Source organism: Agrobacterium sp. ICMP 6402, from assembly GCF_009498615.1.
Classification (GTDB): domain Bacteria; phylum Pseudomonadota; class Alphaproteobacteria; order Rhizobiales; family Rhizobiaceae; genus Agrobacterium; species Agrobacterium burrii.
Genome location: NZ_QSNV01000022.1, coordinates 1 through 16,656, shown reverse-complemented (window position 1 = coordinate 16,656; position 16,656 = coordinate 1). Strand labels below are relative to the sequence as shown.

18 protein-coding genes are annotated in these 16,656 nt (G+C 58.7%); 1 reads left to right on the top strand and 17 read right to left on the bottom strand.

The annotated features are described in order from the left end of the window. The 17 genes from traR to DXT96_RS26600 all read right to left on the bottom strand — a co-directional run. Positions 1-365: transcriptional regulator TraR (traR, locus tag DXT96_RS26680; RefSeq protein WP_153517179.1), on the bottom strand; the 365-nt coding region annotated here is incomplete at its 3' end. 214 nt (positions 366-579) lie between these two features. After that, positions 580-750 (bottom strand): hypothetical protein, encoded by a 171-nt coding sequence (locus DXT96_RS26675; RefSeq protein WP_153517178.1) that lies wholly within the window; start codon positions 748-750, stop codon positions 580-582. Between the two features lie 24 nt (positions 751-774). After that, the gene (locus tag DXT96_RS26670; RefSeq protein WP_153517177.1) at positions 775-2,337 is read right to left on the bottom strand and encodes an ABC transporter ATP-binding protein; all 1,563 of its coding nucleotides are present in this window, start codon (positions 2,335-2,337) and stop codon (positions 775-777) included. After that, positions 2,334-3,149 (bottom strand): ABC transporter permease, encoded by an 816-nt coding sequence (locus DXT96_RS26665; protein WP_174113504.1) that lies wholly within the window; start codon positions 3,147-3,149, stop codon positions 2,334-2,336. Before DXT96_RS26665 ends, DXT96_RS26670 begins: the two co-directional genes overlap by 4 nt. Further along, positions 3,146-4,156 carry an ABC transporter permease gene (locus DXT96_RS26660; RefSeq protein WP_153517176.1) on the bottom strand — a complete coding sequence of 337 codons (1,011 nt, stop codon included), beginning with the start codon at positions 4,154-4,156 and terminating at the stop codon, positions 3,146-3,148. The genes DXT96_RS26665 and DXT96_RS26660 overlap by 4 nt, the downstream gene beginning before the upstream one ends. Before the next feature lie 57 nt (positions 4,157-4,213). After that, complete coding sequence (locus DXT96_RS26655) at positions 4,214-5,770, bottom strand: ABC transporter substrate-binding protein (protein ID WP_153517175.1); 1,557 nt, start codon at positions 5,768-5,770, stop codon at positions 4,214-4,216. Positions 5,771-5,798: 28 nt separating this feature from the next. Next, a complete protein-coding gene (locus DXT96_RS26650) occupies positions 5,799-6,743 on the bottom strand; it encodes a homocysteine S-methyltransferase family protein (protein ID WP_153517174.1) in 945 nt (314 codons plus the stop codon). Between the two features lie 319 nt (positions 6,744-7,062). Next, positions 7,063-8,124, bottom strand: a complete 1,062-nt coding sequence (ocd, locus tag DXT96_RS26645) for an ornithine cyclodeaminase (protein WP_153517173.1) — start codon at positions 8,122-8,124, stop codon at positions 7,063-7,065. A gap of 28 nt (positions 8,125-8,152) precedes the next feature. Then, positions 8,153-9,073, bottom strand: a complete 921-nt coding sequence (gene rocF, locus DXT96_RS26640; RefSeq protein ID WP_153517180.1) for an arginase — start codon at positions 9,071-9,073, stop codon at positions 8,153-8,155. Positions 9,074-9,128: 55 nt separating this feature from the next. After that, a complete protein-coding gene (locus DXT96_RS26635; protein ID WP_153517172.1) occupies positions 9,129-9,473 on the bottom strand; it encodes a RidA family protein in 345 nt (114 codons plus the stop codon). Continuing rightward, complete coding sequence (gene ooxA / locus DXT96_RS26630) at positions 9,470-10,978, bottom strand: opine oxidase subunit OoxA (protein WP_153517171.1); 1,509 nt, start codon at positions 10,976-10,978, stop codon at positions 9,470-9,472. The genes DXT96_RS26635 and ooxA overlap by 4 nt, the downstream gene beginning before the upstream one ends. Continuing rightward, positions 10,975-11,298: a (2Fe-2S)-binding protein gene (locus DXT96_RS26625; protein WP_071208361.1), complete on the bottom strand. Its 324-nt coding sequence runs from the start codon at positions 11,296-11,298 to the stop codon at positions 10,975-10,977. The genes ooxA and DXT96_RS26625 overlap by 4 nt, the downstream gene beginning before the upstream one ends. Next, positions 11,279-12,394: an opine oxidase subunit OoxB gene (ooxB, locus tag DXT96_RS26620; RefSeq protein ID WP_153517170.1), complete on the bottom strand. Its 1,116-nt coding sequence runs from the start codon at positions 12,392-12,394 to the stop codon at positions 11,279-11,281. Before ooxB ends, DXT96_RS26625 begins: the two co-directional genes overlap by 20 nt. Positions 12,395-12,467: 73 nt before the next feature. Next, positions 12,468-13,298, bottom strand: coding sequence for an octopine ABC transporter substrate-binding protein OccT (gene occT / locus DXT96_RS26615; RefSeq protein WP_071208363.1), 831 nt, complete (start codon positions 13,296-13,298; stop codon positions 12,468-12,470). A 55-nt stretch (positions 13,299-13,353) separates the two neighbouring features. Then, positions 13,354-14,142, bottom strand: a complete 789-nt coding sequence (occP, locus tag DXT96_RS26610) for an octopine ABC transporter ATP-binding protein OccP (protein ID WP_071208364.1) — start codon at positions 14,140-14,142, stop codon at positions 13,354-13,356. Further along, positions 14,135-14,872, bottom strand: a complete 738-nt coding sequence (occM, locus tag DXT96_RS26605; protein ID WP_060718062.1) for an octopine ABC transporter permease OccM — start codon at positions 14,870-14,872, stop codon at positions 14,135-14,137. Before occM ends, occP begins: the two co-directional genes overlap by 8 nt. Continuing rightward, positions 14,872-15,585, bottom strand: a complete 714-nt coding sequence (locus tag DXT96_RS26600; RefSeq protein ID WP_174113501.1) for an ABC transporter permease — start codon at positions 15,583-15,585, stop codon at positions 14,872-14,874. The genes occM and DXT96_RS26600 overlap by 1 nt, the downstream gene beginning before the upstream one ends. Positions 15,586-15,734: 149 nt before the next feature. Here DXT96_RS26600 and DXT96_RS26595 point away from each other — a divergent pair, with 149 nt between their 5' ends. Continuing rightward, a complete protein-coding gene (locus DXT96_RS26595; protein WP_071208365.1) occupies positions 15,735-16,637 on the top strand; it encodes a LysR family transcriptional regulator in 903 nt (300 codons plus the stop codon). Positions 16,638-16,656: the final 19 nt, after the last annotated feature.

Below are 16,656 nucleotides of genomic sequence, written 5' to 3'. Positions count from 1 at the left end.
TTGGCGGTCCTGATGGGGATGGTGATGCCGGAGCGGATGCCAAAATCGGCCGCTTGTGCATAGAAGGCACGCTCTTCTGTCGATAGTCTCGGCCTCTCCTGCTCGCCAGACCAGGCAAAGACCTGCTTTCTGGATCTTGCGCGTTTGACGACCGGGTCGAGCGCGTCGAATTTCTTGTCGAAGTAGAGCGACCGCCAATCGTGATGATAGTTGGTCACGGCGATGATGTGCCTGTGCTGGATGTGGAGATAGGCATAGCCGGTGAAGCCGAAATGGTCGGCGACACACGCCAGCCCTGTTTTGAGGATGCACTCATCGCCCTCAATTGTGGCGAGATCGGTGAGCTTGTCCAGCCAATGCTGCATTCGTCGTCCTCCGTCTGTCGTCGTTTATATCTTTGTCGTGGCTATCTGCCCGGACAGTTGGCAAACTCGAACGGTGACCAGACGGTGGTCTTCAACTCCTTTGTCAGTTTAATCTGTGCAGTCGATTCGAAGCGCAACAATCCGCGTTTTTTATCCACAGCGTTGGTTTCGATCTCGATTGGGCGAAGTGCCGTTAAAATTTGCCGGCCGGACCTCATAGGATTGCGTCCTGCAGGATGCAAAAATGTGAATATTCCCTGGAGCTGATGAAAAAGAGGACTGCAATCACCGCGTTTGTGATTGAAAACACATAGTCCCCAGCAGCACCGGGCTTGCTCTCCGCGTCGTTGATCGCCGCTCGGTCGTTCTGGATTTGCGTAGCCATATCGATATCCTCGCTGTCTCCGGCTCATGGGAACCAAGGGATAGACTCGACGAGCGCCGCTGCATGTGAATCAGAGGGCTGGCGAAGCACTTCGGCCGTTGCCCCTGACCGCACGATTTGGCCGTTGTCCAGAACGGCAGTGCGACCGGCAATGGCGCTGACAATGTTCAAGTCATGGGTGATGAAGAGGCATGCGATGCCTTCGTCCGCCTGCAGGCGCATGAGAAGTCCGAGTACCTCGCGGGCCACCAGTGCATCCAGCGACGACGTCGGCTCGTCGCAAACAAGCATCAGAGGACGGGCGGCAAGCGCTCGCGCGATGGCGACGCGCTGTTTCTGTCCGCCGGATAGCTCAGCTGGGAAGCGCCCCGCCATATCGCGGCCAAGCTCCACCTGGTCGAGCATCTCCTCGACGCGACGATCGCGCTCCCGGCCGCGCAGACCCTCGTAGAGGGCAAAGGGTCGACCAATGATTTCTCCTACGCGGTGCCTCGGATTAAGCGCGGTGTCTGGCGTCTGGTGAATGGTCTGGATGGCCCTGCGGTGTGCAAGGGGGCGGTCATGGATAGAGGCGGCGAGGGGTTTTCCTTCGAACAATATCTGGCCGGAGGTTGGAAGGAGCAGCCCGTTTACGATCCGACCGAGCGTCGACTTCCCTGATCCCGATTTCCCGACGAGCGCAAGCGTTTCTCCCCGGCAGACACTGAGCGAAACGTCATTTACTACCGGCCGCGTTCTGTCGTAGCCGGCAGTAACGCCCTGCACTTCCAGAACCGACTCGCTGGTCTCGGGAGGCGCGGTAAAACTGAGAGTTCCTGCTGAGAGCAAAGCCCTGGTGTAAGGGGCAGACGGGTTGCGGATGAGGGTTGTCACCGGGCCTTCCTCGATACTTCGTCCCCGGCGAAGGACGTGCACGCTGTCGGCGATCTGTGCGACGAGCGGCAGGTCATGACTGATATAGATAGCCGCTGCCGATTCGAGCGCTATTGCCTTGCGGATCGCGCCCAAAACCTCCCGTTGCGTCCCAACGTCCAGCGCGGTGGTGGGTTCATCGAATACGACAAGATCCGGCTTGGTGCAGAGTGCCATCGCTGTCATGGCACGCTGCAGCTGGCCTCCCGAGACTTCATGAGGAAACCGGACCGCAATTGCCTTTGCATCGAGGCCGAGCACATCGAGCAGGGCAAGGGCGCGGTCGGTCGCTGCCGCCTTACTGAAACGGCCGCTACGCAGGCTCGATTCTATTATCTGGTCGATTAGCCGAAAGGCCGGGTTGAACGACGCCGCAGCCGACTGTGCAACATAGGCGATCCGCTGGCCGCGCAGCGCCCGGCGCTGCGGCTCAGGCAGGCGGAACAGGTCGATCCCGTCGAATTGCACCGATCCATCGATGCGTTCGGTTCCGGGTCTCACATATCCGAGGGCGGCAAGGCCAATGGTGGACTTTCCTGCGCCGGATTCACCTATCAGGCCGAGAACGCTACCGCGTTCGATGCGGAGCGAGACATTCTCCACGATCAACGCCGATACTGAGCTGCCGGTGGGTCGAATGGTGAGGTTGCGAATGTCGAGAAGAGTGGGGTTCATGTTTTCGGCCCACCATCGCGCCCGGCCGAGACCCAATCCACCACTGAGCTGACGGCAATGGCGAGCACTGCGATTGCCGCTCCCGGTACAAGGGCTGCCGTGACCCCGAACAGCAGCCCGTCCTTGTTCTCTTTGATCAGGCTTCCCCAGTCGGTTACCGGCGGTTGGACGCCCAGCCCCAAAAAGGACAGGGTGGACAGGAAGAGAACTGAGAAGACGAAGCGCAGGCCAAGCTCGGCCAGAAGTGGCGCCATGCCGTTGGGAAGGATCTCGCGCAGAATGATCCAGCTCGTTTTCTCGCCACGTAGATACGCTGCCTCGACATAGTCAAGAGCCGCTGTATCAGCCGCGATCAACCGTGCCAGGCGAAAGAAACGGGTCGCCTCCACGAGCGCTATGATCGCCACGATGAAGAAAACCGAACGCGGCAGGATGGTGAGAAGCACCATTGCCAGAATGAGCGTCGGCATCGCCATAACGAGATCGACGAATCGCGACAGCACCATGTCAAGCCAGCCCTTGCGCAGCCCCGCCAGAAGACCGAAGCCGGTACCCGCCACAAAGGCGATGAGGACGGCGGTAGCTGCAGTCAGTATGGTGACGCGAGCGCCCCAGATGAAGCGTGACAAGAGGTCTCGGCCGATCATGTCAGTGCCGAACAGATGGGACGCGGACGGTGGCTCCCAGCCGGGTCCAACGATCTCGTTCACGCCGTGGGGCGCGATGAAGGGCGCAGTGAGGGTAACGAGGAGGCAAACCCCAATCGTCAGGAGTGACAGGATGACGGAAAGTGGAAGTTTGACGGCGCTCACGATTGAAACCCCAGACGGGGATTGGCGAGCACGGAGAGGACATCCGCGCAGAGATTGAGCCCGATATAGACACTGGCGAACAAAAGTGCGGTCGCCTGGACAACGGGCACGTCGCGATTGACGACGCTGTCGACCATGAACTGGCCCATGCCGGGATAGACAAATATGACCTCCACCACGACGACACCGGCGACGAGATACGCAAGATTGACCAGCACGACGTTGATGATTGGCGAAAGAGCGTTCGGTAACGCGTGGCGCCAGACCACCGTGCCGTGCGGCACCCCCTTCAGCACCGCCATTTCGATGAATGGCTTCTCGAGAACATCCAGCACCGAGGCGCGCACCATTGCGGCGATATGGCCGGTGACAACGAGGACGAGCGTTAGGCTGGGCAGCGTAATCGCGGCGATACGGTTGCCAAGGCTCATGTTCGCGAACACCGTGCTGCTGCTCGCGAACCATCCGAGCGAGATCGAAAGCACATAGATAAGCAGGTATCCGATGAAAAATTCCGGGAGCGCCACGAAGGCGCGCGTAAGGAGCGAGATCGTCCTGTCGATCATGCTGCCACGATATCGAGCTGACAGAAGTCCGAGGAGCACGGCGAGGGGCACGGCCACGAAGGCTGCGATCCCGGCCAGGAGTAGCGTATTGCCCAGCCTTGCGGCGATGCTTGCAGCGACGCTCCGCCCATTCAGCAGGCTTGTGCCGAGATCGCCGTGAACGAATGCGTTCAGCCAGGAGAGATAGCGGATGGGAAGAGGCTGATCGAGGCCAAGCCTTTGGCGTAGTTCTGCAAGCGCTGCAGGCGTGGCCGAGCGTCCGAGAAGTGCGGTTGCCGCATCGCCAGGCAGAAGCTCGCTGCCGACGAACACTAGGCTCGACAGCACAAGCAACAAGCCGATCCCCGCGGCGAGGCGTCGCAAGATATAGCCGGCGAGCCCGCGTCGCCTTCTGTTTGTCTGCTCGGTCGCCAAGGCGTCGTTGGGCTCCGCAATGGTCATCAATATGTCTCCATGAGGTGAGCCGACCGGAAAACCAGCCTGCCCGGAAGCCCTTGCCTATTCGTCGAACCACACCTTTTCGGCGGTGCGCGGGCCAATCTGGCCTGGGATTGCCTTGAAGCCCTTGAGGTTGGAGGCGGAGGCGCTGATCTGTGCGGCATATGCCGGGATGACCGAGCTGTTTTCCTCGACGATCAGCACCTGGGCGTCGTGGTAGAGCTTCTTGCGCTTGTCCTCATCAAGTTCACCGCGGGCCGCAAGAACCAACTCGTCGAAAGCCTTGCTCTTCCAGCCGGACTCATTCCATGGGGCGTCGGAAAGATAGATCAGCGACAGCATAGCATCTGCGGTCGGCCGCGCGGCCCAGCCGGAAGCGACGAAGGGATGCTTCAGCCACACATCATTCCAGTAGCCGTCGGCTGGTACGCGATTGACCTCGAAAGGGATGCCGGCCTTTTCAGCCGACTGCTGATAGAGCTGGGCTGCATCGACTGCGCCGGAGAAAGTCGCACCGTCGGCCGCCGACAGGACGATCTTTCCGTCGAAGCCTGCTTTCTTCCAATGAAATGCTGCCTGGTCCGGATCGTAGGCGTGGTTCGGCACGTCGCTCGTAAAATAGCGGTTGGAGGGGAAGATGGGATTATCGTTTGAGGCCGTCCCGGCTCCATTGAGGATGGAGGATACGATCTGCTCGCGGTCAATGGCGTATTTGAGCGCCAGTCTGACGTCGATATTCTTGAAGGGGTCGGCGTCGGCGCGACCGACAAACAGGACGATCGAGGAGTCCGCTTCTGTTTGGAGCGTGATGCCCTGTTGTCCCTTCAGGCGCTGTGCGACGCGGGACTCGACATTGTTCACTACATGCACCGACTTGCTGAGCAGTGCGGCGACACGCGCGGATTTGTCGTTGTAGGCGACAGTCTCAACGGAATCGACGTGTCCGCGTTCCGGATCCCAATAGTTCGGATTGCGCTTGGCCAGTGTGCGTACGCCGGGCTGGAAGTCCTCCAGAATGAAGGCTCCAGTACCTATGCCCTTGTCGAAATTCTCACCATCCGGCGTAATGCCGAAATGTACGTCTCCCAACAGATAGGGAAAGTCTGCGTTTGCGCCATTGAGCTTGAAGGTGACTTCATTCGGTGCTGACTTTACGATGTCGGTCACGCTCAAAAGATAGCCTTTGCCAGCCGATTCCGATTTCTCGCCGCGGTGATGATTGAGCGAATAGATGACGTCCTCTGGCGTCAGTTCCTTGCCGTTGTGGAACTGCACGCCCTTGCGAAGCCGGAAGATCCATTCGCTACCGCCCTTCGCAGGCTCCCAGCTTTCGGCGAGACCAGCGCGCAAGCTGGAATCGTCGTTGAGATCGGTCAGCGTGTTGAAAAGCTGGAGGCCCACATTATAGGTATAGGCTTCGAAATAGTAGGCCGGGTCGAGGCGGTCGGAGGTCGAGGCGTTGTCGATCCCGAGGATCAGGTGGCCGCCTTTCTTCGGCCCGGCGGCGCGCGCCATGCCGGGAAGGAGCAATGTGCTGGCAGCGACGGCGGCGCTTGCCTTGAGAAAACGGCGGCGGCCCAGTTCCAGAGGGGCGCTAAGATGCGGGTGCTGTGTCATGATCGGCTCTCGAAGAGGGGGGTGAAGGTCAGGCGGCGACTGGCCGCGGATCGAAGGTTTGACGGAGTTCTGCGATATGTTCCGGGCCAATGCCGCAGCAGCCGCCGACGATCGTGGCGCCGGCTTCGACCCAGCGACGAGCAAACAGCAGGTAGCCGGGAGGATCAAGATCGTCGCGGAGACCGCTCAAGCCAGCATTGGCAGGCAATGTCGCGTCTGGTTCCGGTTTCGGCACGAAAGCGTTGGCATAGACGCCGATCGGCGTTGAGTAGCCGCGTGTACCGAGTGCCCTGCGCGCAGCTCTGATTGCTGCCTCCATGATTTCCGCCTGGCTGCAGTTGAACAGCAGCGCGCCGGCGCCAAGTTCCACTGCCTTTACCGCCGCATCGGCCACGGCTTCGCCAGATCGAAGCGTCGGTAGACTGCGCCCGGAAATTACATCCTCGACCCCCCTGCCATCCTCAAGGGTGAACGAGAGCCAGAGCGGACGGGTGTCGTTGCCCAGAACCGCGCGGATTGTTTCGACCTCGCGGAGTGAACCCTGGGTCTCCGCCAGCCAGAAATCCACGTACGGGCCTAGCCCCTGGACGAGGACGCTGAGAATCTCTGGAGCCTTGCCCGGATCGAACAGATCGGGACGATAAGAGCCAAAGACCGGGGGCAGCGATCCGGCTACACGAACGTGGCCGCCAGCCTTCGCGGCTGCTGCGCGAGCGAGCTTTCCAGAGAGGCTTACAAGCGCAAGGCCATCCTCGGCGAAGCGTTTGTCACCGACGTGGAAGGGCACCACGGCATAGCTGTTCGTGGTAATGACATCCGCGCCTGCCGCGACGAAAGCGTCATGCGCCTTTTCGACGAACTCCGGGGCTTCAATCAGCGCAAGCGCGGACCATTCGGGCTGTCGAAACGGCGCGCCGCTGCGCAGCAATTCGCGACCCATACCCCCGTCGAGAATGGTGACTTTTGATGACATACAGGCGCCTTTCATGAGTTCATAATTGTAAGCTGCGTCGTTTCGCAATGGCGCTATATGATCTTGTGCCTTCAATAAAGGAAAGTTCATTTAGTCTATAAATTTGATATATTTTAGAAAAAGACACCTCATTTAGATTTATGTGTCCAATCTTCATTGTATATCCGTACAATTGTCAGACGTTTATTTTTAATTTACGTCGTTGTTATTAGACAAGCAGCAGCATTCGCTTGAACAAGCGGTGGGATCACTGTCATGTGCAAGAAGAGTTTCTTCATTCTCCTATACAACATGGCTGATTTTCTGGCCTCAATTGGGCCTATGCCAGCTCGAGCTTTTTCTCACAGCGCAGGAGCATGCCATAGAGGTCGCGAGGCTCGTCTGGATCTGCCAGCAAATCCAGCTCGGTAAACAAGGCGAATTCGGCAATCTTGCCGCGGACATAGCGCAAGGCCGAGAAGTCCTCGATTGCGAAGCCGACGCTATCGAACAAAGTGATCTGCTTATCATTGCTTCGGCCGATCGCATCGCCGGTTATAACCTGCCAAAGCTCAGTAACCGGATGCGACGCGGGAAGCTGCTGAATGTCGCCTTCGATCCAGGTCTGCGGTGGATACTCTATGAAGATGTCCGAGCGCAGCAGGACCTCTTTGCTGATCTCCGTCTTGCCGGGGCAATCGCCGCCTACAGCGTTGATATGAACACCTGGTCCGACATGATTGTCAGACACGATTGTTGCGTACTGTTTGTCGGCGGTGACAGTGGTGATGATGTCTGCGCCCTCAACGGCGTCGGCGACCGATTTGCATTCAACGATGTTGAAGCCAAGCCCGGTAAGATTGCGTGTGCATTTCCGCGTCGCCGCTGGATCAATGTCGTAGAGACGCAGTTCCTGGATTCCGAGGAGTGCTCTGAAGGCGCGAGCCTGGAACTCACTCTGGGCGCCGTTACCGATGATGGCCATCGTTCGTGAGTTCGGTCGCGCCAGATACTTCGCGGCAAGAGCGGATGTCGCAGCAGTGCGAAGCGCGGTCAGTATCGTCATCTCCGAAAAAAGCAGCGGATAGCCGTTTCCGACATCGGCAAGGACACCGAAAGCGGTGACTGTTTGGCGGCCATCACGCGTGTTTTTCGGATGGCCGTTGACGTATTTGAAGCCATAGAGTGCACCATCGCTGGTTGGCATCAGCTCGATGACGCCCTCGTTGGAGTGGGAGCCAACCCTGGGCGTCTTGTCAAAAATGGGCCAACGGCGAAAGTCTTCCTCGATCGCCGCCGCCAGTTCAGTGAGAAAGGTATCGATACCCACCTTGAGTACCAGTTTCATCATGTGATCCACACTTACGAACGGAACCACGTTTAGCTTGCGATCGACGGTCATTATTCCTCCGGTCATTCGACGGTAGATTTCAGGCAGCGCGGGTTGGTCTATCCATGACCCGCTTGCCCATGAGACTTGCAACGAGATCTACGATGAGCCTTGCGGTCTTCCCGCGCTCATCGAGAAAGGGGTTCAATTCGACGAGATCCAGGCTGGTGACTAGACCGCTGTCGTGAAGCATTTCCATGATCAGGTGCGCTTCGCGGAACGTCGCGCCGCCGGGGACAGTCGTTCCAACGGCGGGTGCAATTTCCGGATCGAGAAAGTCGACGTCGAAGCTGACATGCAACATCCCGTTCGCGGCGCGGACGCGATCGAGGAACGTTCGAGTCACGCTGGCGACCCCGTGTTCATCGATGGCACGCATGTCATGCACGGTTATCGACGAGGACCGCAGCGCGTCCCGCTCTGCGGGATCAACGCTCCTGATGCCGATCATGCATAGGTTTTCGGGCGGGACGGCGTGGTTCAGCGCTGGAAAGAAACCCTCGAATCCACGCCGGCCAGTATAGTAGGCCACAGGCGTGCCATGCAGGTTTCCGCTGACGGTGGTTTCCAGCGTATGGAAATCGGTGTGGGCGTCAAGCCAGAGAACAAAGAGTTGGCGACCGTTCTCCGAGGCGCGCCGTGCAATTCCCGGGATCGTTCCTGCGGAGATCGTGTGATCGCCGCCAAGAAAGATCGGCACACTGTTATTGCTGTGTTCGTAAGCTGCCGCCGAAAGCAGCTTGATCCATGCCACCGTTTCACCGAGGTGATGGACGGAAGCGTTGGCATGGGCGATCGCCGGAACAGACTTCGAACCCAGATTGCCGAGGTCCCGAACCCTGTGCCCCAATTCTTCAAGCGCGCCGGCAAGACCGGCGATCCTGAACGCGCTCGGACCCATCTCGCAACCGAGATGTCCTGCTCCAATTTGCAGCGGTGCTCCGATCAGTATGCATTCCATAACAATCTCCAGCAGCGACTGCGATCTTGCAGCCGCCTCCAAGGCTTCGCCAGGTTCAGTAGTGAGCGGTCGCTATGATCTCGATGAGCGCCGTGTCGCCGAGATCAGCGACGCCGATGGTCGCGCGGGCGGGCAACTCCTCCGGCGCAAACCATTCCTTCCACACCGCATCCATTTGCGGCTTCACGTTCATGTCGGTGATAAAGATCGTGGCGGAGAGCAGGTTTGCGCGTTCTGAGCCTGCCTCTTTGAGATATGCATCGAGCTTGGTCAGGACCTGACGGGTCTGCCCTTCCATGTCGAGGCTTTCATCGTCAGCGACGATCCCGCCGATGTAGGCGATGCCGTTGTGCTTGACGACGCGATGCAATGTCGGAATCCGGATAAGTCGCTCTGTCATGAGAAATGTCCTGCTTCGTTGGTGTCGTGATCGACAGGATCCCTGCCGGTTACCGCCTTCAGCGCGTGGGGCGTGTGCGGGAGATGTGCAAGTTCAGCAAGCCGAACGGGTTTGACCGGCGAACGGAGGCGATAGGTTCCCACGTCGCCGGGGCTGACCTTTCTTTCCTCCGCCATGATTTCCGTAACGGTCGCAGCACAAAGACGGCCCTGGCATTGGCCCATTCCGCAGCGAACAAATGTTTTCAACTGGTTCGGACCGGGGGGCCCAAGCGCAATGGCCTCCCGCAGCTTGCGCACTGTGATTTCTTCACAGCGGCAGACGATCGTTTCGGGGTCCGCCGGTGCGAGGAAGCCCGAACGGGGTGTGTAGAGAGCATCCAGAAACGCCCTTCCGCGCAGGAAGCGGCGGGCTTTCTTGTGCAGAGATTTGATCGGCGTAGGCACTGCCGTTGTACTGCCAAGCCGCAAGTCAGAAAGTGCCGCAAGTGCAACGATGCGTCCGCTGACCTCCGCGGCTTGAGCACCTGCGATCCCGGCTCCGTCGCCGGCGACATAAATGCCTGCCTTGGTGGTCCGACCTTCATGATCTGCGACAGGCTCGAACGCACGCTGTTCGTCATTCCATTTCAACTCACAGCCCGCTGCATTGGTCAGGCTCGTCGACGGAATCACCCCCTGGTGCACGAGCACCGAGCTGGCAGGGAGGACTTGTTCGTTACCGGTTGTGGTGAAACGCACGCCTTCAGCGCGCTCGATGCCGGTGATCGCAATGGATCTGACGCCGGAAACCACGCGTGCATGACGTTTTACCTTCGCCAGCAAGCCGATGCCTTTCAACACGTAAGGTGAAAGCATGAATTCGGGCATGTGTCGGAGCACGCCGAGCCGGAAGGGAGATTGAGCAGTATCGAGCACGGTGAGATCAGATACGCCTGCATCGACGATCTGACTTGCCAGCAGATAGAGAAGTGGTCCGCAACCAGCCATGACCACAGGTCCCGATGGCATCGCTCCGGCTGCCTTGAGGGCGATCTGAGCAGCGCCCGCGGTCATCACGCCTGGCAAGGTCCAGCCGGGCACCGGCATGGGACGCTCCTGTGCGCCGGTGGCAAGAACAACAGCCTCAGCTTCAATCATTCGGGCCGAGCCGGCCACGGTCACGCCGACGACATTGCGTGTCTGATCCGCCGTCTCGTCCCGGTTCTCCAGGCTCCAGACCGTGGCGCGTGGCGCATAGTCGATGTTGCTGTGACGGAACGCTTCTGTGAGCGGCTTTCCGTTCCAATAGTCGGGACCGAGATAGGATCTTCTTTCGGGCCTGTTTCGTGTGATCTCGCGGTAGATCTGCCCGCCCGGACGGGGATTTTCGTCCAAAACCGCAACGCGCGCCCCAGCCGCAGATGCTTCGATCGCAGTGGCCATTCCGGCAGGTCCTGCGCCGATGACGAGAAGGTCGTAAAAAGCCAGAAGGTCCGATGCTGTTGAAACGTCGCGAAGGCTCATGGGACTATCCCCTCTTCGCTTGTCGCGAGCTTCGGGAATGTGGGTGCGCCCATCTGGCTCATAACCGTCATCCCGTCTTCGACCTCGGTCAGACAAGCTTGACGATTCTGCACGCCATCCACGGTGACCAAACACTCGAAGCAAACGCCCATCAGGCAGTAGGGCGCGCGCGGGCTTTTGCTGACGACGGATTGCCGAACGTGGTCGATCCCCGCGGCCAGCAAAGCGGTGGCGAGCATATCTCCCCGCTCAGCCTGGATGATCACGCCATCGAAGGTGAACTGGACGGGTTGCTCTATCCTATGCAGCCTGTTGAGCATGGAACCTCCGGGCGGAAAAGGCTGACAGATCGTCGTCAAGCTTACCCGCGGCAATCTGCGGTGCCACGATCAGTACGTGATTGGCAGCCAGGGTTACGCCAGAATGGCAGGCGACGAGGAATGCACCCGGGTGGCGCTCAGAATGATCGTAAATGGGTATTCCATCCGCCGTTTTGACCCTGAAACCCGTCCAGCTGCGCAGGACGTTCAGATCAGAAAGGGCGGGGAAAATTCTTAAGGCCCGGCTGGCCAGCACGGCGCTGATGTCGGATGACGATGAGATTTTGGCGCTGTCGGTCTCTTCGCTATCGCCGATCATGATACCACCTTCGTCGGTTTGACGCATTCCGGCAGAGAGGCACGGTAGGGCGGTCTGGCTCTTTTCCGTGACGAGGATCTGGCCCTTACTACGCTTGAGCGGGCAAGACAGCCCGACCATTGGCGCAAGCCTCTCGTTTTCCAAGCCGGCGGCGAGAACGACACGGCGTGAAAATATGGAAAACCCACCACCCTTGAGAATGAAGCCTTCAGTCGTTGGTTCTATGGTTTGAACTTGATGGTTTGGACGATAAGTCGCCCCTTTCTTTTCCATCGCTGCGTGAAGCGCGTGGAAGAGGCGAAGTGCATTCACGTGCCCGTCCGCAGTACAATAGATCGAGCCTACAACCTCCGCGCCGATACCCGGCACGCGGTCAAGCGTCTGCTGGCGATTCAAAACCTCAAATTGCGGAGCTCGGCCGTTTGTTTCGAGCGCAATGCTTTCCATATCCTCGCGATTGACCTCGAGTTCCTCTTCAGAGAGTGCGAAGGTATATGCCCCGTCCTGTTGAAGACCGACGTCGATGCCGCTGTCGTCGAACAGAGCTTTTGCCATCGTCGGCCATCTCTTGGCGGACGCATCTGACCAAAGAGCGTAATGGGGCGCATGCAGCCCTTTACCCTGCACCCAGACCAGCGCGAAATTGGCGCGCGATGCTCGAAGATCCAGATCCGCGCCATCGAGGACGAGTGGTTTCGTTCCTGAGCGTGCTAGACCCCAGGCAATGGAGGCGCCAACCAGGCCGCCCCCGATAATGGTCATATCAACTTCGTACATCGTATCTCGGCGTTCTTGTTTATTCGCAGCACCGGGATACGGCGCGAACGCCGTATCCCCTGGAAGCGACCGATCAATGGGGGGTGACGTCCACTTTGAACCACTTCAACGAGAGCGTCTTGATGGTGCCGTCTTCGCTTGCCGCCTTGATGGCTGCGTCAAAATCGGCCTTGAGTGCGGTGTCTTCCTTGCGAAGGCCAACAGCGACCACGCCGAACTCGCCACCGGAGAAAAGCGGCCCGACGAGCTTCGCGCCCTTCATTTCCGGCTTTTCGATTGCTGCGGCGAGTACGGTTGCGTTTGCCAGAACAGCATCCAGGCGACCGCTGGTCAGGTCGAGGTTGTGCTCCTCTACGGACTTGTATTCCTTGATATCCACGGAACCCTTGAAATACTTGTCCAGGAATGTTGATGCTGTGGTCGATCCCTGCACGCCGACCGAGGTGCCGTTCAGGAAGCTCGATATATCGGCAATAGCCTTTTTGGCGGCATCCGCCTGGCTGTCGAGCGAATAGGTTTCGCCCGTGCCTGGCATGTCCGCCAGCTTGTTGTCACCCATGACGGCAAAACCGTTGATGCCTGCTGCGTATGGGGTCGAGAAGCCGATCACTTCCTGCCGTTTGGGGGTGATGCTCATGGCGGCCATGATCGCATCGTACTTTTTACCGGTCAGCGACGGGATAATGCCATCCCAGTTCTGCGCGACGATCTGGCATTTCGCCTTCATCTTCTCGCACAGGGCGTTAGCGAGATCGATCTCGAAGCCGTCGAGCTTGCCGCCTGGCCCCGAAAAGTTCCAAGGCGCATACCCGCCCTCGGTCGCGATTGTAATCGACTTTTCCTGGGCTGCTGCCTGACCGGCAACAAGGAGAAGCGCTGCGCACAGAATAGTTTTGAGTTTCATAAGTTCACCTCTGTTCATTTGTTTCCTGGACACGCGAGCCGTGACGAGTTGATCGTCAGTGGGATGCACCGCCGTCGCGCCGCAGGAATTGTCGGAAACGATCCGTGCGGGGATGGGCGAACATTTCGGAGGAAAGGCCTTCTTCAGCGATGACACCTTGGTGCAAGAAGACCGTGCGCGATGAAACATCGCGGGCAAAATCCATTTCGTGAGTGACGATCAGCATGGTTCGGCCCTCGGCTGCCAGATCACGCATGACCTTTAGAACTTCGCCGACCAGTTCCGGATCTAGAGCCGACGTGGGCTCATCAAACAGCATGACATCCGGTCGCATCGCCAGGGCACGGGCAATTGCTGCACGTTGCTGCTGGCCGCCGGACAGCTCGGATGGGTAGGCATCGCGCTTGGAGCCAATGCCAACGCGCTCAAGCAATGCCTCAGCCTCATCGCGGCATGATTTCCGGTCACGGCCCTGAACATGCAAGGGCGCTTCCATAATATTCTGGAGTATCGTCAGGTGTGACCAGAGATTGAAGCTCTGGAAGACCATTGCCGCTCGCTCCCGGAGCCTGTTGACCTGCTTGATATCCTTTGGACGAGCGGGCCGGCCGGCTCGATGCTCCAGGGCAATCTCTTCGCCCATGATCGCAACGCTTCCGGCATTCGGGACTTCGAGCATATTGACGCAGCGCAGAAGCGTCGACTTGCCAGAGCCCGACGAGCCGAGGATCGAGATCACTTCTCCCTCGTTGGCCGTCAGCGATACACCGTGGAGGACCTCCAGGTTACCGAAGTTTTTCCTGATGTCTTTCAGCTGAACAGCTGGGCGAGCAAGGTTAGGCATGGAGTTCGCCTTTTCGATCGACGGGATCGGACGTGCGTCTCCCTTTGCGTCGCTCGGGCCACAAAGCCCATTCGAGCAACGTGAAGAGACGCGCGACGATGAAGTTGAGGATGAGGTAGATTGCGCCGGCACAGGCAAAAACCTCGACGGTGCGATAGCTTTCCGAGATCAGCTTCGCGGCAATTCCGGTGATTTCCATGATGGTGATGGTCGACGCGAGAGACGTCGACTTGACCATCAAGATCACTTCATTGCTGTAGCCTGGCAGCATCTGGCGTATCGCCTGCGGGACGACGATCCGCCGGAACAGTTTTACCCTGCCCATACCGCAGGCTTTGGCGGCTTCAATTTGACCTGCGGGCACGGAGAGCAGTCCGCCTCGCATGATTTCGGCACTGTAAGCAGCCGTATTCAATGCAAGCGCCGCCATCGCGCACCAGTAGGCATCGCGCAGGAATGGCCAGATAAAACTATGCCGAAGCTCCGGAAACTGGCTGAGGCCATAGTAGATTATGTAGATCTGGACGAGGAGCGGCGTGCCACGAAACGCGAAAATGTAGAACCGCGCTGGCAGATCAAGCCACCAGCGGCGCGACACACGCATCAGAGCCAATCCGAAAGCAAGGACCGTACCTGCCGCAACCGAAAAAACCGCGAGCTTGAGCGCGAGCGGAATACCGGCCAGCAAAGCAACGAAGGTCTGCCAGAGGAATGCGGGATCGAACGGCATCACACGCCCCTCCGCAATCCGCGCATTGAGCGCGCCTCAGCCAGGCGGAAAGCCTGTCCGGAGACAAAAGTAATAGACAGATAGAGTGCCGCGGCAGTGAGATAGAAGCTGAACGGCTGGCGCGTCGACCCCGAACCGACCTGCGCCTGGCGCATCAGTTCGACAAGGCCGATCACCGAGATAAGGGCGGATTCCTTGAGGACCAGCTGCCAGACGTTGCCGACGCCGGGCAGGGCATAGCGCGCCGCTTGGGGAAGAACGATCCGGCGGAACAACAGGAAAGAACCCATGCCGTACGCTCGACCTGCCTCGACCTCTCCCTTGTTGAGCGCCAGAACCGCGCCGCGCAGCACCTGGGTTTGATAAGCCCCGGAAACAACGCCGATCGCAAGCGCGCCGATCAGAAACGTCGGAGCCCCAACGAAACCGATACTTCCGAAAAGTGAGGCAACACCGGTAATGACGGAGCTCGATCCGAAGTAAAACAGATAGATGATAAGCAGGTCCGGAATGCCACGAAGCGCTGTCGTGTAAGCGGATGCCGTTGCCTGAAGAGCGCGCGAGCTTGAAAAGCTTGCGGCGGCACCAAGGCAGCCGAAGACAAGGCCGATTGCGAAGCCGCTGAATGCCACGGCGACCGTCATCCCGGTCGCTTTGAGCATATCATAGCCCCAGCCATCAGGGCCGAAGCCCATGAGTTGAAAATAATCCATATCGTTCCCTGCGCGCGACCGATTAGCCGCACGTCTGATCCCGGTTGGTCCGGAAGAGTTGTCATTTATGAGTTCAGGTTTACATTCGGCCCGCATTAGGTCAAATTCATAATGGATAGGCGAGAATAAGCAGATGTTATGGTGAGGCTATGAACCTAAGGCAGGTTGAGGCATTCCGGGCCGTCATGTTGACTGGGCAGATGACAGCGGCAGCAGAGCTGATGTTGGTGACCCAGCCAGCCGTCAGCCGGCTTATCAAGGACTTCGAGCATGCAATCGGGCTTCATCTGTTCGAAAGGCGCGGAAACCACATAATTCCCACACAGGAGGCGACGACCCTCTGGAAAGAGGTCGACAGGGCATTCGTCGGGCTCAATCACATTGCCAACCTTGCGGCCGATATCGGCAGACAGGCGGCCGGCACCCTTCGCATAGCTGCGATGCCTGCTCTGGCGAACGACCTTCTGCCACGGTTTCTCGCTCAGTTCCTGGATGACAAACCAAACCTGCAAGCGTCATTGACAGGCCTTCCTTCCACCATGGTCATGGAGGCTGTCGCTTCCGGCCGGGCCGACATTGGCTATGCCGACGGCCCTTCGGATCGTCCCGGCTTTCTTCTGGAAACCCGTTCGCTTGCTGCAATCGTTGCTGTTCCGATGGGACACAGGCTCGCCGGTCTCGAGCGGATAACTCCTCAGGACCTGGCTGGCGAACGGATAATAAAGCAGGAAACTGGCACACTCTTCGCCATGCGAGTTGAAGTCGCTCTTGGCGGCATCCAACGGCGACCCTCTCTCGAAGTGAGCCTGTCGCATACGGCACTCAGTCTGGTCCGAGAAGGGGCGGGAATTGCGATAATCGATCCCGCCGCAGCCATCGAGTTCAAAGACAGGATTGTGCTGCGGCCTTTCTCGATTTTCATCGATGCAGGGTTCCTATTGGTACGTTCAAACAACCCAGCACCTTCGACCATAGTGGATCGTTTCGCGACCGAATTCTGGAGCTTCCACGATGACTTGATGTCACAAAACGGTTTGATGTGTTCGGGGTGAATCCCGCAAAGGGGACAAG

Coding starts and splice junctions, on each gene's coding strand:
- DXT96_RS26595 (WP_071208365.1), top strand. CDS start 15,735: ATGAACCTAAGGCAGGTTGAGGCATTCCGGGCCGTCATGTTGACTGGG.
- ooxA (WP_153517171.1), bottom strand. CDS start 10,978: ATGAGCCTTCGCGACGTTTCAACAGCATCGGACCTTCTGGCTTTTTAC.
- DXT96_RS26650 (WP_153517174.1), bottom strand. CDS start 6,743: ATGTCATCAAAAGTCACCATTCTCGACGGGGGTATGGGTCGCGAATTG.
- DXT96_RS26655 (WP_153517175.1), bottom strand. CDS start 5,770: ATGACACAGCACCCGCATCTTAGCGCCCCTCTGGAACTGGGCCGCCGC.
- DXT96_RS26600 (WP_174113501.1), bottom strand. CDS start 15,585: ATGGATTATTTTCAACTCATGGGCTTCGGCCCTGATGGCTGGGGCTAT.
- DXT96_RS26670 (WP_153517177.1), bottom strand. CDS start 2,337: ATGAACCCCACTCTTCTCGACATTCGCAACCTCACCATTCGACCCACC.
- occP (WP_071208364.1), bottom strand. CDS start 14,142: ATGCCTAACCTTGCTCGCCCAGCTGTTCAGCTGAAAGACATCAGGAAA.
- DXT96_RS26635 (WP_153517172.1), bottom strand. CDS start 9,473: ATGACAGAGCGACTTATCCGGATTCCGACATTGCATCGCGTCGTCAAG.
- DXT96_RS26660 (WP_153517176.1), bottom strand. CDS start 4,156: ATGACCATTGCGGAGCCCAACGACGCCTTGGCGACCGAGCAGACAAAC.
- occT (WP_071208363.1), bottom strand. CDS start 13,298: ATGAAACTCAAAACTATTCTGTGCGCAGCGCTTCTCCTTGTTGCCGGT.
- DXT96_RS26625 (WP_071208361.1), bottom strand. CDS start 11,298: ATGCTCAACAGGCTGCATAGGATAGAGCAACCCGTCCAGTTCACCTTC.
- rocF (WP_153517180.1), bottom strand. CDS start 9,073: ATGGAATGCATACTGATCGGAGCACCGCTGCAAATTGGAGCAGGACAT.
- ocd (WP_153517173.1), bottom strand. CDS start 8,124: ATGACCGTCGATCGCAAGCTAAACGTGGTTCCGTTCGTAAGTGTGGAT.
- occM (WP_060718062.1), bottom strand. CDS start 14,872: ATGCCGTTCGATCCCGCATTCCTCTGGCAGACCTTCGTTGCTTTGCTG.
- DXT96_RS26675 (WP_153517178.1), bottom strand. CDS start 750: ATGGCTACGCAAATCCAGAACGACCGAGCGGCGATCAACGACGCGGAG.
- ooxB (WP_153517170.1), bottom strand. CDS start 12,394: ATGTACGAAGTTGATATGACCATTATCGGGGGCGGCCTGGTTGGCGCC.